Annotated in this window: 23 protein-coding genes; 15 read left to right on the plus strand and 8 right to left on the minus strand. The window is 66.7% G+C overall.

Annotation, left to right across the window (positions count from 1 at the left end):
- Positions 1–276: 276 nt before the first annotated feature.
- Positions 277–1,398, plus strand: a complete 1,122-nt coding sequence (locus tag ACTIL2_RS04600; RefSeq protein WP_442336282.1) for a hypothetical protein — start codon at positions 277–279, stop codon at positions 1,396–1,398.
- Positions 1,399–1,428: 30 nt separating this feature from the next.
- Here ACTIL2_RS04600 and ACTIL2_RS04605 read toward each other — a convergent pair whose 3' ends face one another.
- The 4 genes from ACTIL2_RS04605 to ACTIL2_RS04620 form a co-directional block, all read right to left on the minus strand.
- Entirely contained in the window at positions 1,429–1,755 is a 327-nt protein-coding gene (locus ACTIL2_RS04605) for a hypothetical protein (RefSeq protein WP_442336283.1), read from the minus strand.
- Positions 1,756–1,789: 34 nt separating this feature from the next.
- A complete protein-coding gene (locus ACTIL2_RS04610; protein ID WP_442336284.1) occupies positions 1,790–2,809 on the minus strand; it encodes a universal stress protein in 1,020 nt (339 codons plus the stop codon).
- 5 nt (positions 2,810–2,814) lie between these two features.
- Positions 2,815–3,267 carry a MarR family winged helix-turn-helix transcriptional regulator gene (locus tag ACTIL2_RS04615; protein ID WP_442336285.1) on the minus strand — a complete coding sequence of 151 codons (453 nt, stop codon included), beginning with the start codon at positions 3,265–3,267 and terminating at the stop codon, positions 2,815–2,817.
- A gap of 87 nt (positions 3,268–3,354) precedes the next feature.
- The gene (locus ACTIL2_RS04620; protein WP_442336286.1) at positions 3,355–4,464 is read right to left on the minus strand and encodes an inositol-3-phosphate synthase; all 1,110 of its coding nucleotides are present in this window, start codon (positions 4,462–4,464) and stop codon (positions 3,355–3,357) included.
- Between the two features lie 142 nt (positions 4,465–4,606).
- Here ACTIL2_RS04620 and ACTIL2_RS04625 point away from each other — a divergent pair, with 142 nt between their 5' ends.
- The 7 genes from ACTIL2_RS04625 (at position 4,607) to dnaB (ending at position 11,262) form a co-directional block, all read left to right on the plus strand.
- Entirely contained in the window at positions 4,607–5,056 is a 450-nt protein-coding gene (locus ACTIL2_RS04625; protein ID WP_442336287.1) for a DUF5318 family protein, read from the plus strand.
- Complete coding sequence (locus ACTIL2_RS04630) at positions 5,053–7,281, plus strand: transglycosylase domain-containing protein (RefSeq protein ID WP_442336288.1); 2,229 nt, start codon at positions 5,053–5,055, stop codon at positions 7,279–7,281. The genes ACTIL2_RS04625 and ACTIL2_RS04630 overlap by 4 nt, the downstream gene beginning before the upstream one ends.
- Before the next feature lie 41 nt (positions 7,282–7,322).
- A complete protein-coding gene (locus tag ACTIL2_RS04635; protein ID WP_441582246.1) occupies positions 7,323–7,505 on the plus strand; it encodes a hypothetical protein in 183 nt (60 codons plus the stop codon).
- 137 nt (positions 7,506–7,642) lie between these two features.
- Positions 7,643–7,942: a 30S ribosomal protein S6 gene (gene rpsF, locus ACTIL2_RS04640; protein WP_441582247.1), complete on the plus strand. Its 300-nt coding sequence runs from the start codon at positions 7,643–7,645 to the stop codon at positions 7,940–7,942.
- A gap of 83 nt (positions 7,943–8,025) precedes the next feature.
- Complete coding sequence (locus tag ACTIL2_RS04645; protein WP_442336289.1) at positions 8,026–8,640, plus strand: single-stranded DNA-binding protein; 615 nt, start codon at positions 8,026–8,028, stop codon at positions 8,638–8,640.
- A gap of 55 nt (positions 8,641–8,695) precedes the next feature.
- Complete coding sequence (rplI, locus tag ACTIL2_RS04650; RefSeq protein ID WP_442336290.1) at positions 8,696–9,151, plus strand: 50S ribosomal protein L9; 456 nt, start codon at positions 8,696–8,698, stop codon at positions 9,149–9,151.
- Between the two features lie 590 nt (positions 9,152–9,741).
- Positions 9,742–11,262: a replicative DNA helicase gene (dnaB, locus tag ACTIL2_RS04655; RefSeq protein WP_442336291.1), complete on the plus strand. Its 1,521-nt coding sequence runs from the start codon at positions 9,742–9,744 to the stop codon at positions 11,260–11,262.
- Between the two features lie 33 nt (positions 11,263–11,295).
- On the opposite strand, the gene ACTIL2_RS04660 is transcribed toward dnaB, so the two are convergent.
- Positions 11,296–11,775: a MarR family winged helix-turn-helix transcriptional regulator gene (locus ACTIL2_RS04660; protein ID WP_442336292.1), complete on the minus strand. Its 480-nt coding sequence runs from the start codon at positions 11,773–11,775 to the stop codon at positions 11,296–11,298.
- A 106-nt stretch (positions 11,776–11,881) separates the two neighbouring features.
- Here ACTIL2_RS04660 and ACTIL2_RS04665 point away from each other — a divergent pair, with 106 nt between their 5' ends.
- The 3 genes from ACTIL2_RS04665 to ACTIL2_RS04675 are packed head-to-tail and all read left to right on the plus strand — an operon-like array spanning position 11,882 to position 13,279.
- Positions 11,882–12,427, plus strand: a complete 546-nt coding sequence (locus ACTIL2_RS04665; protein WP_442336293.1) for a YceI family protein — start codon at positions 11,882–11,884, stop codon at positions 12,425–12,427.
- A gap of 19 nt (positions 12,428–12,446) precedes the next feature.
- Positions 12,447–12,908 carry a CrcB family protein gene (locus tag ACTIL2_RS04670; protein WP_442336294.1) on the plus strand — a complete coding sequence of 154 codons (462 nt, stop codon included), beginning with the start codon at positions 12,447–12,449 and terminating at the stop codon, positions 12,906–12,908.
- Positions 12,905–13,279 (plus strand): fluoride efflux transporter FluC, encoded by a 375-nt coding sequence (locus ACTIL2_RS04675; protein ID WP_442336295.1) that lies wholly within the window; start codon positions 12,905–12,907, stop codon positions 13,277–13,279. Before ACTIL2_RS04670 ends, ACTIL2_RS04675 begins: the two co-directional genes overlap by 4 nt.
- A gap of 13 nt (positions 13,280–13,292) precedes the next feature.
- On the opposite strand, the gene ACTIL2_RS04680 is transcribed toward ACTIL2_RS04675, so the two are convergent.
- Together ACTIL2_RS04680 and ACTIL2_RS04685 are read right to left on the minus strand one after the other, a co-directional pair.
- Positions 13,293–14,057: an SDR family NAD(P)-dependent oxidoreductase gene (locus ACTIL2_RS04680; protein ID WP_442336296.1), complete on the minus strand. Its 765-nt coding sequence runs from the start codon at positions 14,055–14,057 to the stop codon at positions 13,293–13,295.
- 93 nt (positions 14,058–14,150) lie between these two features.
- Positions 14,151–14,648 carry a hotdog fold domain-containing protein gene (locus ACTIL2_RS04685; protein ID WP_442336297.1) on the minus strand — a complete coding sequence of 166 codons (498 nt, stop codon included), beginning with the start codon at positions 14,646–14,648 and terminating at the stop codon, positions 14,151–14,153.
- Positions 14,649–14,802: 154 nt separating this feature from the next.
- Between ACTIL2_RS04685 and trxA the strand changes: the two genes are divergently transcribed.
- The 4 genes from trxA (at position 14,803) to ACTIL2_RS04705 (ending at position 18,534) form a co-directional block, all read left to right on the plus strand.
- Positions 14,803–15,165: a thioredoxin gene (gene trxA, locus ACTIL2_RS04690; protein ID WP_442336298.1), complete on the plus strand. Its 363-nt coding sequence runs from the start codon at positions 14,803–14,805 to the stop codon at positions 15,163–15,165.
- Between the two features lie 121 nt (positions 15,166–15,286).
- Entirely contained in the window at positions 15,287–16,174 is an 888-nt protein-coding gene (locus ACTIL2_RS04695) for a PspA/IM30 family protein (protein WP_442336299.1), read from the plus strand.
- 459 nt (positions 16,175–16,633) lie between these two features.
- The gene (locus ACTIL2_RS04700) at positions 16,634–18,166 is read left to right on the plus strand and encodes an MDR family MFS transporter (RefSeq protein WP_442336300.1); all 1,533 of its coding nucleotides are present in this window, start codon (positions 16,634–16,636) and stop codon (positions 18,164–18,166) included.
- Positions 18,163–18,534: a hypothetical protein gene (locus tag ACTIL2_RS04705; protein ID WP_442336301.1), complete on the plus strand. Its 372-nt coding sequence runs from the start codon at positions 18,163–18,165 to the stop codon at positions 18,532–18,534. Before ACTIL2_RS04700 ends, ACTIL2_RS04705 begins: the two co-directional genes overlap by 4 nt.
- A 583-nt stretch (positions 18,535–19,117) precedes the next feature.
- Here the strand turns inward: ACTIL2_RS04705 and ACTIL2_RS04710 are convergent.
- Positions 19,118–19,488: hypothetical protein (locus ACTIL2_RS04710; RefSeq protein WP_442336302.1), on the minus strand; the 371-nt coding region annotated here is incomplete at its 5' end.

The following is a 19,488-nucleotide window of genomic DNA, read 5'->3' on the forward strand; positions in this document are numbered from 1 at the left end:
CCTGCGGTGATGCAGGTGCGTGACCTCGCGATCCTGATGCTGCCCTCGCAAACCGCCGCGTGCCCTCACGAATTGTCGGGTTAACGGTATTCACCCGACAGGATGCGAGGGCGGTGAACAGTGTGTGATGGCAGCAGAGGACCCAGGCCGGCCCGTTCCGCATCACCTCGCATCTTCCACGTCCTGACCAGGCACTGTGCAGAAGTTATCCACACGATTGCCGGGTTCACGGGGTGGTACTGGCCCCGGGGCATCCAGGGTGGTTCACTCAGTTCCATGAATGGGACGGATCCAGGGGTGGCGTTGCTGCCGGTGTTCCCGCAGGCCCTGGTCAGTGACTGGTACCGAGCATCGATTCCGGGGAGGCGACGGAAACGGGAGCATGCCCACTTCCCCAGCCGCAAGCCGCTCACCAGGAAAGAACTGGAGTCTGCAGGAATCACCAGGGCTGCCCTGCGCTCCGGGTACGTGCAGACGGAGCACGGGATGCATGTCCCCGTGGAGTTGGTGAGGTCACAGAACACGGACTCCGGTTTCGCACGGTTGCGCCGCATCGACCCGGTGACCCTGGTCAGCTCGCACGCGATACGCAGCCCCTCCCACGTGGCGACCGGATTCGGGGCGGGGGCGGTGTACGGGATGCGCTACTTCTGCGATGAGGAGCCGTTGGAGTTCCTCGTCCCCAACGGACACCGGGCGGGCTGCGGCGGGTGCGCCGGGGGACACGGTGGTCCCGACGACGGGCATCTGAGGTTTCGGAGGACGCGGCGTCTGGAGGGCCACCGGGCCCTGGCCCGCAAACCCGACCCGTGGGTCCCGGAGGTGGCCTGCACCGATCCCGGGAGGGCACTGGGGCACATGATCTCGGTACTGCAGGAGCCATCCCCGGACCGCGGTGAACAGTGGAGGGTGCCCGAACTGCGACCGGTCATGCCCCACCTCTCCCCCGGTTTCATCCGGTCTGTGCAGGTCAGTGATGTGCTCCACCAGGCCATCGGTGTGCAGAGGGTGGCCACACCGTCACAGGTGCCGGGCATCCGCGCCGACCTGGCGGCAGCCGTTCTGGGGTCAACGAATCTCGGGGCGGAGTCGCCACCGGAGACCGTTCTGCGGCTCGTCCTGGCCGATCTCGCCGCGTCCTGCACGGCGCAGATCCCCGTCTGGGACAGCGACGGCTCACTTCTTACCGTGGTTGACCTGGGGTGGGAGGAGGAGAGGGTCTTCGTCTTCTACGACGGTGAGCACCATCTGCAGCGCACGCAGCGCGACCACGATTCACGGGTGCTCGGTGTCCTGCAGCGGGACGGCGGACGTGTCCACCGGGTGACCGCGGGGCAGCTCAGGGACGTGGGGAAGGTCAGGGACCTCCGGGACTCCATCGCCGCGGACCTTGGCTGAAGGGCGTGTCCGGTAGGCCGCTGCCGCAGGTCAGTCCACGATCAGCGGCGGCAGCAGGGTGAACGATGTCATGAGGAACACCGGGATCATCCACCACAGCAGGCCCACGAACGGCTGCCACCGCTGGTAGCGCTTCCATTTGCGCAGCACCATCGCAACGGCGGTCGCCATGCCCAGGGTGGCGACGAGGATCGGGACGAGCTGCGTGGCGGTGCTCTCCCCCGCGGTGAAGTGGAGGATCACCCAGGTGAGGATGATGGCGATGGGGAACCCCAGGGCCAGCTGCCACGCCAACCGGTTCGAGTTCCGTCGGTCGACGTCCTCGAGATGTGACAGGGGGTCAGGTGTGGTGGACATGATGCCCCCATCGTAGTCCGGGACCGCCCCGGAATCACACCGGGCTGACGAGCACGGGCGCCGGCGAATGGGCCAGCAGTTGGTTGGTCGACGGGCCGATGAAGACCCGGTTGAACGACCCGAGCACTGACGAGCCGACCACCAGCAGCTCCCCCTTCTTCCAGTGCACGTCGCCCATGGCGCCGGCCCAGCCGGTGCCGGATCCGACCTCGGTGGTCACGGGCAGTTCGGGGTGCCGTTCCACCGCACGGTCACGGCCACGGGACAGGATGTCCAGGGCCTGCCCGCGCCAGCGTTCGTCGGCCTCCTCGGAGTCCGGGAAGGGTGTGAGGGTGGGGTACATCGATGCACCGGTCGGGCTGAACGCCACCAGGCGCAACGGCACCCCCCATCCGGACGCCAGGTCCGCGGCCTTGCGCAGTGCCTGGTGGGACTGTTCGTTGTCGACGTAGGCGCAGCTCACGCGGGTCACCCCATGCTTCGACAGGGTCGGCGCACGGGGGACGGTGACCACGGGCAAGGGTGAGCAGTGCAGCAGGGCGTCCGCGGTGGCGCCGGCGCGGAAACGCCGGTCGGGGCTGCCGGACGACCCGTAGCGTGAGCCGATGGCGATGACGTCCGCGGCGAACTCCTCCGCCGCGTGGATCAGCGCGGTGGTCTCCGAGTGGCTGTGGAGCAGGGCGTCGCTGCTGTCGATCATCAACTCGGGGACGCCGGCGTCGACGAGGGCGGCACGTGCCGCGGCGTGGCAGGCGGAGGATTCGGCGTCGGCCCACTGCTCGAAGCGGGCGACGGCGTCGGGGGCACCGGCGCCGTCGTCGCGGCCCACCCCTTCCGGCCAGATCCGGGGAATCACCGTGACAGGTTTGACCAGGATGTCGCGGGTGCGTGCGAGCCACGCGACGAAGGCCGCGGTGTCGGCACCGGTTCCCCCGGGGCTGCGTCCTCCCTGCCCATGGTCTCCGCCTCTGCTGGCGTCGGCCGCGGCGGCCTCCCCGTCCGGCCGCCAGGCCAGCAGGACGCGCAGGGGACGTGCAGTCTGCCCGGTCGGCACTGCTGCTACTTCTCGCCCATGCGGTGGCTGTCGAAGACCTCCATGCCCTCTTCGAGGGTGGGGAGGAACTCCTCGAGCTTCTCGAGCTGTTCGGGCTTCAGCACGGAGAGGATCCCCGCCATCTGCGTATCGCGCTCGTCACCGATGCGGGTGAGCTCGGTGTCACCCAGCTCGGTGAGCTTCACGCGGACGCCACGACGGTCGCTGACGTCCCGCACGCGGGACACCAGGCCCAGGGACTCGAGGTGGTTGATCGCGTTGGACGCGGTGGGCATCCGGATCGACTCGAGATCGGCGATCTGGCTGATGCGCAGCGCGCCGTGGGTCTTGAGGTTCATCATGATGGAGAGTTGCGCGGTGCTGATGCTGGACTGCGTCGTCTGCCGGAAGTACAGCAGGTACATCCGGGTGACGACGGGCCGCAGGCGTTTCGCGACTTCAGACGGGTTAGCGGTCATGGGACCAACCTACCGTGATTAGTCCCGGAAAGGTATGTTGCTACCAGTGTCTTGCCCCAGAAACTAACTGAAATCGCCATTGACCTGCTACTTTTCGCTGATGAATGTTTCCAGGTCGGCGCGTCCCACGTCGTCCGCACGCTGGATCCGCGGCGATTTCATGAGGTAGGTGGACGCGGGATCGACGGGTCCGTCGATCCCGCGGTCCCGGGCGATCTTCGCGGCGCGGACGGCGTCGATGATGATGCCGGCGGAGTTCGGGGAGTCCCAGACCTCCAGCTTGTACTCCAGGCTGATGGGCGCGTCGCCGAAGGCGCGTCCCTCCAGGCGGATGAACGCCCACTTGCGGTCGTCGAGCCACTCGACGTAGTCGGACGGGCCGATGTGGACGTTGCGGTCGGCGGTCTTGCCGGACAGGGACCCGGTGAGGTTCGAGGTGACGGCCTGGGTCTTGGAGACCTTCTTGGACTCGAGACGGTCACGTTCCAGCATGTTCTTGAAGTCCATGTTGCCGCCCACGTTGAGCTGGTAGGTGCGGTCGACGGTCACGCCGCGCTCCTCGAAGAGCCGGGCGAGGACGCGGTGGGTGATCGTCGCGCCGACCTGGCTCTTGATGTCGTCGCCGACGATCGGGACGCCGGCGTCCTCGAACTTCTGCGCCCACTCTGGGTCGGAGGCGATGAAGACGGGCAGGGCGTTGACGAAGGCCACGCCAGCGTCGATGGCGCACTGGGCGTAGAACTTGTCGGCCTCCTCGGAGCCGACCGGCAGGTAGGAGACCAGCACGTCCGCCCCGGTCTCCTTGAGTGCGGTGACGATGTCGTCGTGCGAGGCGTCCGGCTCGTCGGACTCCTCGATGGTCTCGCGGTAGTACTTGCCGAGCCCGTCGGCGGTGTGTCCGCGGCGGACGGTGATGCCGAGTTCGGGCAGGTCGCAGATCTTGATGGTGCAGTTCTGGCCGGCCTCGGTGGCGATGGCGACGTCCTTGCCGACCTTGTCGGCGTCGACGTCGAACGCGGCGACAAGCTCGATGTCACTGACGTGGTAGGCGCCGAATCGGACGTGCATGAGGCCCGGGACGTCCGCGTCCTCCGGCGTGTCCTTGTAGTACTCCAGGCCCTGGAGGAGGGAGGTCGCGCAGTTGCCGATTCCGACGATCGCGAGCTTGAGGGAGTTGGGGTTGTCCTGTGAACTCATGGGTCCGGACGTTAGTGCCGCCGCAGCGTGGAAACACCGGTCAACCGCTGTCCCCCGTCGTCTTTACCGTTCAACCAGGGGCCTTGACCGATTCAGCGGCGACACCCACTCCCCCCGCCGTAGGCGTTAGGATGTGGCCACCATGGTGAATCCCCCAGTTCCAGGGCATGTCGTCGCCCACGACCTCGACCGCCGCAGGACGCTGCGCTCGCTGCAGAGCGGGCACGTCCGGCGGTCGGACGTGTGCGACGCCGACCGTTCCCTCACCGCGTCGGCGGAGGTGCTGGGCGCCGCAACGGACCGGGACTGCCCGGTGTGCGGAGCGGCGCACCTGCAGGAAACATACTGGATCCATGGCAGTTCGATAGGGGAAAAGTCAGGAACGGCGCGTAGTCTTTCGGAGATACGCAGTATTGTCGCTACCCTGTTTCCCGAAGGTGCCGGGCGGTCCGCTGAAGAGCTGACGGTCCACACCGTGGAAGTGTGCCTCCGCTGCGGATGGAATTATCTGATCAGGGAGGACAGGTACGGCACGGATGATGCGAGTAACCCGGACCCAGCAAGTTCGAGCACGGAGAGACCAGCAAGGTGACTAACGACACGAACCCCCCCAACGGCAGCACGAAACGCCAGCGCACGCGGAAGCGTAAGCCGGTGTGGAGGCGCCTCCTCGCGTCCGCGGGCGCCGTCGTGGCGGTTCTCGTCATCGTTCCGATCGTGGCGTTCGTCGCCGCGTACACGGTGACGAAGGTGCCGCAGCCCGAGGAACTCGTCAACAACCAGATCTCGCAGATCATGGCGAATGACGGCTCCACCGAGCTGGCACGCATCGTCCCGCCGGAGGGAAACCGGCAGAACGTGGACATCGACGAGATCCCGCAGCACGTGCGCGATGCCGTCATCGCTGCGGAGGACCGCGACTTCTACGACAACCCCGGTTTCTCGATCACCGGCTTCGGTCGCGCCGCGATCGGTCAGCTCACCGGCGAGGACGCCGGCGGCGGTTCGACGATCACCCAGCAGTACGTGAAGAACGCCGTGGTCGGTGACGAGCGCAGCCTGATCCGCAAGGGCAAGGAGCTGGTCGTCTCGTCCAAGATGGCCAACGAGTGGTCCAAGGACGAGATCCTGGAGGCCTACCTCAACACCATCTACTTCGGACGCAACGCCTACGGGATCTCCGCGGCGTCCCGCGCCTACTTCAGCAAGCCGGTGGAGGAGCTCTCCCCCGCCGAGGCCTCCGTGCTCGCCTCGTCGATCCAGCGGCCCAGCCAGCTCGACCCCTGGACGAACCGCCCCGAGGCCGAGGACCGGTGGAACTACGTCACCGACGGCCTCGTGTCGATGGGGTCCGTGACCCGCCAGGAACGCGAGGAGATGGTGTACCCCGAGGTCACCGACCCCGAGCAGGTCGATTCCGGCTCCGTGGCGGAGGGCACCAACGGGCTGATCAAGAGCCAGGTCCTCGACGAGCTCAACGCCAACGGCATCACCGAGGAAGCGGTGAACACCGGTGGGCTGAAGATCACCACCACCATCGACGCCGCACACCAGCGTGCGATGGTCGACAACGTCCACTCCTCGATGGAGGGGCAGGCCGAGTCGGCGCGGTCGGCGGGCGTGGCGATCGACCCGAAGACCGGCGGCGTGCGCGCCTACTACGGCGGGGACGACCCGACGGGTCTCGACTGGGCGAATGCCGGGCTGCAGACCGGTTCCACCTTCAAGATCGTCACCATGGCGGCGGCAGTGGAGCAGGGCATCCCGACCAGCACGACCTACGACTCCTCCCCCGTCACCACGGGTGCCACGAACGTCCAGAACGTCGAGGGCGAGTCCTGCGGCACCTGTTCCATGGCCGAGGCCCTGAAGCGGTCGTTGAACACCTCGTTCATCCGCGTCGCCCGTGACCTGGGTGGTGGAGCACAGGACGTGGCGGACATGGCCCACCGCCTCGGCATGGCGAAGGAGCTTCCGGGTGTGGGCGAGACCCTCACCGAGGACGGCGGGACGCCCTACGAGGGCATCACGCTGGGCCAGTACCAGTCCCGGCCGATCGACATGGCGTCCGCCCTGGCGACGCTGACCAACCGCGGTGCACACATCCCCGCCCACTTCGTGTGGAAGGTGGAGACGTCCGAGGGCGAGTCGCTGATGGACAACACCGACATGGAGTCCACCCAGGTCATCCAGCCCGAGGTGGCGGACGAGGTCCTGGCCGCGATGGGGCCCATCGCGGACTACTCCAACAACCACTCGTTGGCGGCCGGACGCCCGAGCGCCGCGAAGACGGGTACCGCCCAGCTGGGTGACGCCGCCGGCGGCGGGAACAAGGACGCCTGGATGATCGGCTCCACCCCGCAGCTCGCCACCGCCGTGTGGGTCGGTGACACCGCCGGCGAGCCACTGACGGACGCGCGCTACGGCGGGCAGATGTACGGGTCCATGACCCCGTCCGACATCTGGCAGGGCTTCATGAACGCCGCCCTCGAGGGCTACGAGGTCGAGCAGTTCGATGGCTCGGTCCCGGTGGTCCAGGAGGGCCAGGCTTCCGCGGGCGGCGGAGCTGGTACCGGTGGCGCCGCTGCAGGTGACGCCGGTGGAGCCCCTGCCGAAGGCGGCGACACCGGTGCGGAAGGCGGCGCGGCCGACAATGGCGGCGGCGATGCCGGAGGCGGCGGTGACGCTGGAGGCGGCGGCAACGGCGGTGACGCAGGCAACGGCGGCGGCAACGGTGGAGGCAACCCTCCCCCGCCGGACAACGGCGGCGGCAACGACGTGGGCCAGCTCATCGACGACTTCCTCAACAATTTCTGACCGTACCGCCGACCGGCTGCGCCCGGGGATGACCGAGGATCATGTCGAGTATTGAACTGCTGGTCACCATGGCCAGCGTCTTCATCGGGTTCCTGCTGTTCGGTGGCTCGTTCGCCAGTTTCATGGCGAAGAAGCCGCCGCGGCAGATCTGGGGACTGTTCATCGTGGCGATCCTGTTCATCACGGTGATCCCCGTGGTGGTGGCGGTGTTCTGGGCCACCTAGGCGGGGCTGGGCGGTTCCTCCACCGCTGGTTAGGCAATGGCGAGGTCGGCGTGTAATCTGATCAGGTTGCTGACGCAACGAACCCTCCTGCCGCACCCAACAGGGGTCCGGCCGAAAACACTAGACCATAGGAGGTGATGAGGTCCGTGCGTCAATACGAGATGATGATTATCGTCGACCCTTCCCAGGATGAACGCACCGTTGCCCCGTCGCTGGACAAGTTCCTCGAGACGGTCCGCAAGGAAAACGGTACGGTCGACAAGGTGGACATCTGGGGCAAGCGCCGCCTGGAGTTCCCGATCAACAAGCAGGAAGAGGGCATCTACGCCGTCGTCGACCTGAACTGTGAGTCGGCGACTGTCCAGGAGCTTGACCGCCTGCTGAACCTGAACGACATCATCATGCGCACCAAGGTGCTGCGCAAGGACGCCAAGTAGGCGCTCCTCACGGCACCGAGCGTCTGTCCGGACGCGTCACCGCCTGAAACCCGAAGAAACCCGAGAACCAGGGAGACACTGACATGGCACAGGGAGACACCCCGATCACCGTCGTCGGAAATCTCGTCGCGGACCCCGAGCTGCGGTACACACCCAGCGGCTCGGCCGTGGCGAACTTCCGCGTGGCGTCCACGCCGCGTCGGTACGATTCCCAGTCCGGTCAATGGGTCGACGGCGAGGCACTGTTCCTCACCTGCAACGTCTGGCGTCAGGCGGCCGAGAACGTGGCGAACTCGCTCACCAAGGGTGACCGGGTGATCGTCAACGGCCGACTGCGCCAGCGCAGCTTCGAGACCCGTGAGGGTGAGAAGCGCACCGTCTTCGAGGTCGAGGCCGATGAGGTCGGCCCGTCCCTGAAGTACGCCACGTCCCAGGTGACGAAGACCCCCCGACAGGGCGGGAACTTCGGTGGGCAGCAGCCGCAGGGCGGGAACCAGGGCGCCCAGGGTAACCAGGGCGGTCCGGCCAACCAGGGTGGCTTCGGTGGGAACCGGGGCGGCCAGCAGGGTGGTCAGGGCTTCCAGGGCAACCCGGGGAACCAGGGTGGATTCGGTGGGCGCAACGCCGCCCCCGACGACGACCCGTGGAACTCCGCGCCCCAGTCCGGATTCGACGGTGGCGACGAGCCGCCGTTCTAGACCTGTCGTGTGATTACATCCCCAGATCCACAAGAACCATGAAAGGCAACGGATCATGAAGCTGATCCTCACCGCCGCCGTCGACAACCTCGGTGTCCCCGGAGACATCGTCGAGGTCAAGGCCGGCTACGGACGCAACTTCCTGCTGCCGCGCGGCTACGCCATCCCCGCCACCCGTGGCGCGGAGAAGCAGGTGGAGAACATCCGCCGTGCACAGCAGGACAAGGTCATCCGAGACCTGGACCACGCTCGCGAGGTCAAGGCCGAGATCGACCACCTGAGCAATGTCAACGTCCCCGTGCGTACCTCGGAGCAGGGCAAGCTGTTCGGCTCCGTCACCGCTGACGAGGTCGCCGCCGCCGTGAAGGCGGCCGGCGGTCGCAGCATCGACAAGCGCACCATCGTCCTGAACCAGGGCGACGTGAAGAAGGTCGGGTCCTACAACGTCGACGTCAAGCTGCACCCGCAGGTCGTCGCGTCCCTGAACTTCACGGTCGTCGCGGAGAGCTAGTTCTCCCGTCCCGTTCACCCGCCTGACGCGGCGTGCACGCGTGGATACCCGGACCAGACATCCGGGGTTGACCGGTCTAGACAGCCGGACGTGTCCACAGCGGATCATGCGCGCTCGACGCACGGGCGATACTCATTACGTCAAGACAACAGCACATCCACACGGGTCCGCCCCGGCCGTCACGGCCGCGGGACGGGCCCGTTGGTGTGTGTGGGGCAGGGGAGAAAGTATCCACACCGATAGTGGTAGGTGTGGACAACATTCACACCGAACTGAATAATATACGCATATCGGTCGAAAATGTGACCTGCGCTTATGCGTCACGGCCGATTCCTGGCCTGCGCAAACAGAGTCTATCCACGCGGTCCGATCATTAATACAGCCTCACCCTGAAACCGTGACCTGCACAAACAGGTGTCTCTGCAGGTCAGTGGAGCGTATTCCACACGAATTCCACACCGCGAGCAGGTCCGCGGCGGCAGTATGCACAATTCGTCCACAATCTGTCCACCGACAATGTGGATAACTTTTCCACACCGGGGATTCGCGGGAAGTGACGGGGAGCGAGCCCGGGGTCTAAGATGACCGCCATGAGCGCAAACGAACGGGTACGGGACGAGGCCCACGGCGGCCTTCCGGACGACACCGCCGGTGCGCCACTGCCGCCCGAGCCCGGGCCGTGGGACGACGACTCCTTCACCGGGGCTTTCACCAAGGGCGGGCGCACGCCGTCCCGCAGTTACCGCGGCGGCTCCGCGGACACCTCGGGACAGGCCTTCGCCGAGCCGCGCCAGATGCCGCAGAACACCGAGGCCGAGCAGGGCGTCCTCGGCGGCATGATGCTCAGCAAGGACGCCATCGCCGATGTCGTCGAGCGGCTGCGCCCGGATGACTTCTACCGTCCCGCGCACCGCACGATCTACGAGACCATGCTCGAGCTCTACGGCGAGGGCATGGAGGTCGACCCGGTCATCCTTGCCGGGCGGCTGGACAACAACAGCATCCTCGACACCGTCGGGGGAGCGCCCTACCTCCACGAACTGTCGTCCAAGGTGCCGACCGCCGCCAACGCCGGCTACTACGCGGACCTCGTCTCCGAGAAAGCTGTGCTGCGCCGCCTGGTCTCCGCCGGCACGCGGATCGTCCAGTACGGCTACTCCGGCCTGGAGGGAAACGAGCTGGAGAGCGTGGTCGACCGCGCCCAGCAGGAGATGTTCAACATCACCAACGAGTCCGCGTCGGAGGACTACATGGTCCTGCAGGACCTGCTGGAGTCCACCATGGACGAGCTGGACGCCCTGGAGAACGGCACGGGGGAGGGCGAAGGCGTCAAGACGGGCTTCAGCGAGCTCGACGAACTGACCAACGGACTGCGCGGCGGTCAGATGATCATCGTCGCCGCACGCCCCGGCGTGGGCAAGTCGACGCTGGCGCTGGACTTCATGCGCTCGGTGTCGGTGCAGCAGGAGAAGGCGTCGGTCCTGTTCTCCCTGGAGATGAGCAAGTCCGAGGTGATGATGCGCATCTTCTCCGCGGAGGCGGAGGTGCCTCTGTCGGTGATGCGCGGCGGCAAGATGGTCGATGGGCAGTGGGACAAGCTCACCCGCCGGGTCACGGCGATCGAGAATGCGCCGATCTACATCGATGATTCCCCGAACCTCACGATGACGGAGATCCGGGCCAAGGCACGTCGGCTGAAGCAGAAGCACGACCTGGGCCTGATCGTGGTCGACTACCTGCAGCTGATGAGCTCGGGCAAGAAGGTCGAGTCACGTCAGCAGGAGGTTTCCGAGTTCTCCCGTCAGCTCAAGCTGCTGGCCAAGGAGGTCGACGTCCCGCTGGTCGCGATTTCGCAGCTCAACCGTGGTGTAGAGTCCCGCGGGGATGATGCGCAGCCGCGCGTCTCCGACCTGCGTGAGTCCGGTTCGCTGGAGCAGGACGCCGACATCGTCCTGCTGATCAGCCGTCCGGACGCGCAGAACCGCGACCATGAGCGCGCCGGCGAGGCGGACCTGATCCTGGCGAAGCACCGTGGTGGACCGATCGGCACGGTGCAGGTCGCCCACCAGCTGCACTACTCGAAGTTCTCCGAACTCAGCCGGGGTAACTGACGCCGACAGTGGGGGACTGGGGCTGCGTGCCGCCTACTCCGCGGGGTCGGTGAACTGCTCGGCGAGGGTACTCAGGATGGAGTGCAGCTTGGAGGCGTCCTCCTCCGAGAGGTGGTCGAACATCAGTCGGCGGACGGAGTCAACGTGGCCGGGGGCGGCGGCCTGGATGTTGCGCAGACCTTCGTCGGTCAGGGCGATGAACGCACCGCGGCCGTCGGAGGCGCAGGCCTCCCGGACGAGCAGGTCACGCTTGATCATCCGGGAGATCTGGTGGGAGAGCCGGGAGCGGTCCCAGGTCAGCCGGTCGGCGAGTGCGGCGATGCGCATCCGCTGATCCGGTGCCTCGGACAGGTTCACCAGCACTTCGTAGTCGGCCATGGACAGACCACCGCCGCGCTGCATGTCGCGTGCGAGTTCGGAATCGATACCCCTGGTAACCGTGAGCCAACGGCGCCAGAGGCACTGCTCATCGTCGGTGAGCCATCGGGGCTTGATGTCCGTACTGTTCGTCATGTGACCATTCAACCACATTTGGCAGTTGGTTGACACATCAACTAGAAAGTTCTACAGTGGTTCCCGTAAGGCAAAGAAACCCCCACACAATCAGGAGCATCACCACATGAGCACTGTCAACGACTACGCTGGCGCCTACACCATCGACCCGTCCCACTCGGAGATCGGCTTCACCGCCCGCCACGCGATGGTGACCAAGGTCCGCGGCACGTTCGACGACTACACCGGCACCGCCTCCTCCGAGGCCGGCCTGGCCAACGCCACCATCAACGTCGAGATCAACGCGGGGTCGATCGACACCCGCAACGGCGACCGCGACGGCCACGTGAAGTCCGCCGACTTCTTCGACGTCGAGAACTTCCCGAAGATCACCTTCGCCTCCATCGAGATTAGCGCCAAGGCCGACGACGTGCTCGAGGTCACCGGTGACCTCACCATCAAGGACGTCACCAAGTCCGTCACCATCGACTTCGAGTTCGAGGGTGAGATGACCGACCAGTTCGGCAACGACCGCGTCGGTTTCGAGGGCTCCACCGAGATCAACCGCTCCGACTTCGGGCTGACCTGGAACGTCCCGCTGAAGGGTGACGCCGTCCTGATCTCCGAGAAGATCAAGCTGAACTTCGACATCTCGGCCACGAAGAACGCCTGAATCCTCTAGCATCACGGACATGACGTCCGTTTCCACCCCCCAGGGGAGCCCGACAGCCCCCCGCAGCGCCGGTGCCCTCGTCTTCGCAGGCGGGGCCGTCGGCGCTTTCCTGCGTTGGACGTTCACCGTGGATACCGGGGTGGACGGATCGTTGTGGCCGCTGGTGGTCGTGAACCTCGTCGGCGCCTTCGCCATGGGTCTGCTGGTGGGCTACCTGCCCTTCGTCCGGGACACCGGCCGCAAGGGCGGGACGGGACGCCGGGAACGGGTCCGGCTGACCCTCGGTACCGGGCTGCTGGGCGGGTTCACGTCCTACTCCGCGATCGCCGCCGCCACGGTGCAGGACGCCGGGGGCCCACTCGGACCCGTCGTCTACGTGGTCGGCACCGTCGTGTTCGGGCTGCTGCTCGCCCGGGCAGGCATCTGGTGCGGCGAGAGGCTCACCGCCGACACCGACCGCGGTGGGGAGGGGACGGCATGACCGGAGAGATCTCCCTGGTGGCGGCACTTCTCGTCGCCTTCGGCGGTGGCGCCGGCTCCTGGCTGCGCTGGCGGCTGGACACCCTGATCAAGGCACACAACACCAGCGACCTGCTGGTGAGCCTGCTGGTGATCAACACCCTCGGCTCCCTGGTCCTGGGACTGCTTTTCGGGCTCACCGACAGCTGGTGGGCGGTCGCGCTGGTCGGCACCGGCCTGTGTGGCGGGTTCACCACCTTCTCCACCGTCTCCGTGGATGCGGTGGGCCTGTTCCGCCGCCGGCTCACCGTCCCCGCACTGGTCTCGGTGACCGCGATGGCACTGCTCGCGGTCGGTGCCTTCGCCCTGGGGCACTGGCTCACCGACTGGTGAGCCCGCGCCCCACCTACACCGCGGTGTAACCGCCGTCCACCAGGTGGTAGGACCCGGTGATGAAGGAAGCCTCGTCCGACAGCAGGAACCGGACCAGCGTGGCGACCTCCTCAGCGCGCCCCAGGCGACCGAGCGGGTGCTTGGCGACCAGCGCCTCCTTGACTTCCGGGGGAAAGTCCTGCAGCAGGGGAGTGTCGATGTAGGCGGGGCCGACGGCGTTGACCCGCAGCCCGGCCGGGCCGTACTCCGCTGCGGCGTTCTTCGTCAGCCCGACCACGCCGTGCTTGGCGGCGGTGTAGGCGGCGTTGTTCGGGGCGGCGACAGTGCCGTGGATCGAGGCCATGTTGACGATTGCGCTCTCGTCCGCGCCGGCGTCCAGCAGTGCGGGGACCTGGTGGCGCATGCCGTAGAGGACCCCGTTGAGGTTGATGCCGATGACGGTGTCCCAGTCGGCGGTGTCCAGTTCGCCGACCGGGCTGGATGCCCCGGAGATCCCTGCGTTGTTCACCGCGTAGTTGAGCTTGCCGTAGGTCTCCACGGCGAACTCGACGGCGGCCTCTGCGTCCTCCGCCTTCGATGCGTCCGACTCCAGTGCGGTGGCCTCGCCGCCGTTGGTGGTGATGCCGTCGGCGACGGACTGCGCGGCACCCAGGTTGATGTCCGCGACGATGACCTTGGCGCCCAGCGATGCGAGGTCGACGGCGACAGCCTCGCCGATTCCCGACCCGGCACCGGTGACGAGTGCGACGCGTCCTGCGAAGGCCTGTTGATCCGGCATGGTGGTTCCTCTCGTGTGATGGTGTGACTGTCACACGATGGTAGCGGCCCGGGTACCCGGGGGTGATGGCCGGAAATGCCGGTTTATGTGGTTCTACTTGGGCTTCTTCGCGCTGACCCAGGCATCGATCTCGGCATGGACGGGCTCGTTGCCGGCGTCGTCGATCAGGGCGATGTCGAGGGTGACCAGTTGGCCGCCGGTCTCCGGGGTGATCCCGGAGAAGTCCGGGAAGTCCGCCGTGGCGGTGACGGTGAGTCCACCGGTCGATTTCGCGGGGTAGTCGGCGCGCATCCCGCGCGGCAGCCACCGGTGGCTGGTCGGGACGGTCGCCTCGCACAGCACACCCATCGCGGCCTCGGCACCGTTGAGCGCGGCGATGACGTGGTAGGTGCCGATGTGGTTGCGCACCCCCCACCAGTCGCCGATACGGACGACGGCCCTGCCCGGCTCGACGACCCGGACGCGGGGCAGGACGGTCCGGAAGTACGGTGCCTTGATGCTGTAGCCCACGGAGAACAGGCCGCGGCCCAGGGTGCTGCTGCCGTTCTTCGTGACCTTCTGCCAGAGCTTGTACGTGCCGGTGCTAGTCATAGATCCATAGCTTAATGGAGGCGTCCGGCGCGCGGGGGAGAACGCCGGTACGGTGGGGAAGGGAATAGCGGGAGGTCCCGGCGGCGTTGAACCGGGGAGCGAGCCGAGAACCGTCGCACAACAGACACACCGAAAGGCAGAAGAGGTAGAGCCCATGGCAACCACCACAATCACCAGCGAGAACTTCCAGGACACCATCCAGGGGGACGGCATTGTGCTGCTCGACTTCTGGGCCGACTGGTGTGGCCCCTGCAAGCGCTTCAGCCCGGTCTACGAGAAGACGTCCGAGGAGTACGGCGACTACACGTTCGGCAAGGTCGACACGGAGGCCAACCAGGACATCGCCGCCGCACTGCAGATCCAGTCCATCCCGACGCTGATGGTCTTCCGGGACGGCATCCTGGTCTACCGTGACGCCGGCGCCCTTCCCCCGAAGGCACTGAAGGACCTCATCGTGCAGGTCGAGGGCCTCGACATGGAGGACGTCCGCAAGAAGGTCGCCGAGCAGAACAGCTAGGCCCCGCGCACGACCGGCTGCGGTCGTCCCGCCCCGCCGTCCGGGAAAAGTGTTTATGCTGGGAAACCGACAGTGAAGTTACACACCGTTAAGCACGGTTCACGGATTTAGGAGCACCGCGATGGCTAACCCGTTCTCCAAGGGCTGGAAGTACCTGATGCAGTCCCTCGACACGACCATCGAGGAGAATGCGGATCCGAAGGTCCAGATCCAGCAGGCCACCGAAGCCGCGAAGAAGCAGCACCGCGAGGTCACTGAGTCCGCCGCTCGGATCATCGGTAACCGCAACCAGCTCGAGATGACGCTGAACCGCCTGGTCAAGGACCAGGAGAAGCTGCAGGACAACGCCCGCGCGGCACTCCAGCAGGCGGAAGCGGCGAGCACCTCCGGGGACGCCGCCAAGGCCGACGAGTACACCAACACCGCGGAGATCTTCGCCACGCAGCTCGTGACGGTCGAGCAGGAGATCGAGAACACCAAGCAGATGCACGCCCAGGCGCAGGAGGCGGCGAACCAGGCCCAGCAGCAGCAGAAGCAGTCCGAGGTCCGGCTCAAGGAGCAGATGGGTCAGATCGACCAGCTCCGCGCACAGGTGGACCAGGCGAAGATGCAGGAGAGCTCCAACCAGGCGCTGGAGTCCATGCAGGGCGTCCAGGAGAACGACAATGTGCCGACGCTGGACGGCGTGCGGGACAAGATAGAGGCCCGCTACGCCAACGCCCTCGGCGCGCAGGAACTCACCGAGAACAGCGTGCGTGGACGCATGTCCGAGATCGAGACCAGCGGACGGGACTTCGCCGCCGCCTCCCGCCTGGACCAGATCCGTGCGGAGATGGGCGGGGGCGCCGCTGGCACCGACGCCATCACCGCTGGTGCGGAGGACGCTGCCGCGGCCGGGGAGATCGAGGGGGCCGAGGTCCCGGATGCGGACGCCGGCGCCGAGCCGGATTCCGCGGCAGACGCGGCCACGGATGCCGCCGCCGACAAGGACGAGAACCCCTCCTCCTAGGCGTCCGTCCGGTCCGGGACGTCCTCGCGGCGACTTTCACACTCCCGCGGCGATTTCGCGGGCCGTCGGAACGTCCTGACCTGTACATCTCACGATGTGGAACTTTGACCGGGTGTGAAACTCCCACGGCGCACGGCGGCGGCGCTGGGGGTTGCGCGGGGCCCCCGGAACTCCTAGACTTGCTAGGCTTGCGCCCGCCACGACGAGCGAACAGCGCCCAGGGCCCCGCGGTCCGCACCCAGTACGTCCCCCAGCAGCCTCGAACGCGACGAGCCCTCCGGTGTGAGGGTCTTTTTTGCGGTTGACGTCCGCAGTTCGCCGGGGGAAGGTGTGGCGCCGAGGTCGTCGGGACGGTGCGCACGAGCCGCTGTGACGAGTGATCCGCCGTCGCAGCCCACCTGCCGACGAAACCCCGCCACCAGCGGAGGTCGTCGGTGCAGTACCCGGGAGGAAAACCCCATGTCACAGAATGTTGACACCCCCAACAATTCCGGCGCCGCCGGATCCGCATCCGGCGACGGGAGCTCACGGACCGACGGCGTCAACGCCGGGCTGCTGATCGGCATCCTCGTCGCCGCCGCGTTCGTGGCGATCCTGAACGAGACGGCCCTGTCGAACGCGCTGCCTGCCCTGATGGCGGAGTTCGACATCGGGGAGGACGTGGCGCAGTGGCTGACCACCGTGTTCATGCTGACCATGGCCGTGGTTATCCCGACCACCGGGTACCTGATGCAGCGGCTCACGCTACGGACGATCTACATCATCGCCCTGTCGCTGTTCCTGGCGGGAACCATCCTGGCGACCGTCGCACCGATCTTCCCGGTCCTGCTGGTCGCCCGCGTGCTGCAGGCGGCGGGAACGGCATTGATCATCCCGCTGCTGATGACCACCATCATGATGCTGATCCCGGTGGAGCGCCGCGGTTCCGTGTTCGGCCTGGTCACCATTGTGATGGCGGTCGGCCCGGCGGTCGGTCCGACCTTCTCCGGTTTCGTCATGGAGCTGGCGAGCTGGCGGTGGATCTTCATCGTGATGATCCCGCTGGCACTGCTGGCGCTGCTGCTGGGAATCTGGCAGATCAAGAACTTCGAGGAGCCGAGCCGTCCCCCGTTCGACCTGTTGTCGGTGGTGCTGTCCGCGATCGGTTTCGCCGCGACGATCTACGGGCTCTCCGGACTGTCGGCCGCTGCCGAGGGCTTCCCGACAGAGGCCGTGATCTTCCTGGCCATCGGTGTCGTCGTGCTGATCGCCTTCTTCCGTCGACAGGGCTCGCTGATGCGTGCCGAGGCCGCGGGGGAGCACACCGCGCCGCTGCTGAACACCACGCCGTTGAAGATCCGCGAGTTCTCCTGGTCCCTGGGCCTGATGCTGCTGAGTTTCGGTTCGCTGTTCGGGTTCATCATCATCATGCCCATCTTCGGTCAGACCGTCCTGGGCCTCTCTGAGCTGCAGACCGGCCTGGTGACCCTGCCCGGTGGCATCATCATGGGCATCATGGGGCCGATCGTGGGCCGGTTGTACGACAAGTCCGGCACCCGTCCTCTGATCATTCCCGGCGGTGCACTGCTGGTCGTGGCCATGGGCATGCTGCTGATGCTCGACGAGAACAAGACCTTCTGGTACCTCGCCGGCGTGGCCGTGGTGCTGAACGTGGGCCTGTCACTACTGATGACTCCGCTGATGTCGAATGCCCTGGCGGCGGTTCCGGACACGATCTCCTCGCACGGTTCGGCGATCCTGAACACCCTCCAGCAGATCGCCGGTGCCGCGGGTACCGCACTGTTCATCGCCGTGATGGGTATCGGTTCGGCGAACTCCTCGGCCGGTGACCCGATCAGTGCCCTGGTGGACGGTGTTCAGGTGGCGTTCTACCTGGGTACGGCCATCGCGGTCCTGGTGTTCATCCTGGCGTTGGTGCTGCGCATCGATGCCCGCGACATCCCGCACCACAAGCGGGGAAGCAATGTGGAGCGGGTAAACTCGGAGGCGTGAGGAAAAACACGGTCCGCCGCACGGTGATCATCGTCATCGCGGTGGTTGCCGTGGCCGCGGCGCTGGGGGCGGCGCTCGTGCGCTGGTACAACGAGTCCTACGTTGACCGGGCGGGCGACCTGCGCGAGAGCGAGGCGCGGGAGTTGTGCGAGGACGGGGTGCGTGGGGAAACCGGTTTCGGGGAGGACGCTGAGTTCGACATGTGGAACGCGGAGATCGTTCAGGACGCTGACCTGTGGGTTATTGATGGGCAGGTGTTCAGTCACGCGGTCGAGGGTGAGGACGTCACCTACGGGGCCCGAGGGGACGGGGTGGAGTTTGAGTGCAGGGTCGGGGCGGACGGCACGACGGTGACGCTGGGGGAGTAGAGGCCGCAGCATCCTTCGGCCTGCGGGACTTCTCTGCTCGGTCACACAGGACGATTTGGTGAGATCGTCGTCACATCCGGTACTCTGATGCCAAGGTAGTTATCAAATCAGAAGAGGACGGAGGGTGCATGGACACTGCCGCCGTGGTTGACCTGTACAGGCCGCGTAGCCGTCTATGGCCCGAATCGCCACTCCAGACGTTATGATTTGCGAGACTGCAGTCTTCGGCTCCACCGGAGAGCTGCCCAGGATGTTCCACAACTTCGACGCTATTGACGAGCGAAAGCAGTAGGAGACTTCACAATGCCCATCCCGCCCCCGCCACCAGGCTCCCCCCGGCCGTCCGACGGTGATAAGCGGCCGCCGGAGGACACGTCGGTCAACTCCGAGACGGTGACCCCGGAAACCCAGGGGGCCCAGGAGGACGTTCCCACTCAGGACGCGCCCGCCGCGCCTGCTTCCCCTGCGGCTCCCGCCGCTCCTGCTGCAGACACGTCGGACTCGACGGAGGGCGACAGCTCCACCGATGATGACAGCTCCGCTGATGCTGACAGCTCTGCTGATGGCGACGACAACGGCCCCATCAAGTTGAGCGGTGCCGGCGCCCCGGGCGCTCCGGGAGCGCCTGCCGCTCCTGCTTCACCCGCAGCTCCGGCATCTCCCAGTGACGCCCCGGACGCCCCGGACTCGTCTTCTGCACAGGAGGCGTCAGAGGCACCTTCCGCTCCCGCGGCTCCTGGTGCGCCTGGTGCACCGTCCGCCCCCGGGGCTCCTGGTGCGCCCGCTGCACCGTCCGCCCCCGCGGCTCCTGGTGCGCCGAGCGCCCCTGCTGCTGGCGGCGCGCCTGCGGCTCCGGGTGCCCCTTCAGCCCCGGGAGCTCCCTCTGCGCCTGCCGCTCCGTCGGCTCCTGGTGCCCCGGGTGCTCCCTCAGCACCTTCGGCCCCGGGTGCTCCC

This window comes from Corynebacterium sp., assembly GCF_052107835.1.
Classification (GTDB): Bacteria; Actinomycetota; Actinomycetes; order Mycobacteriales; family Mycobacteriaceae; genus Corynebacterium.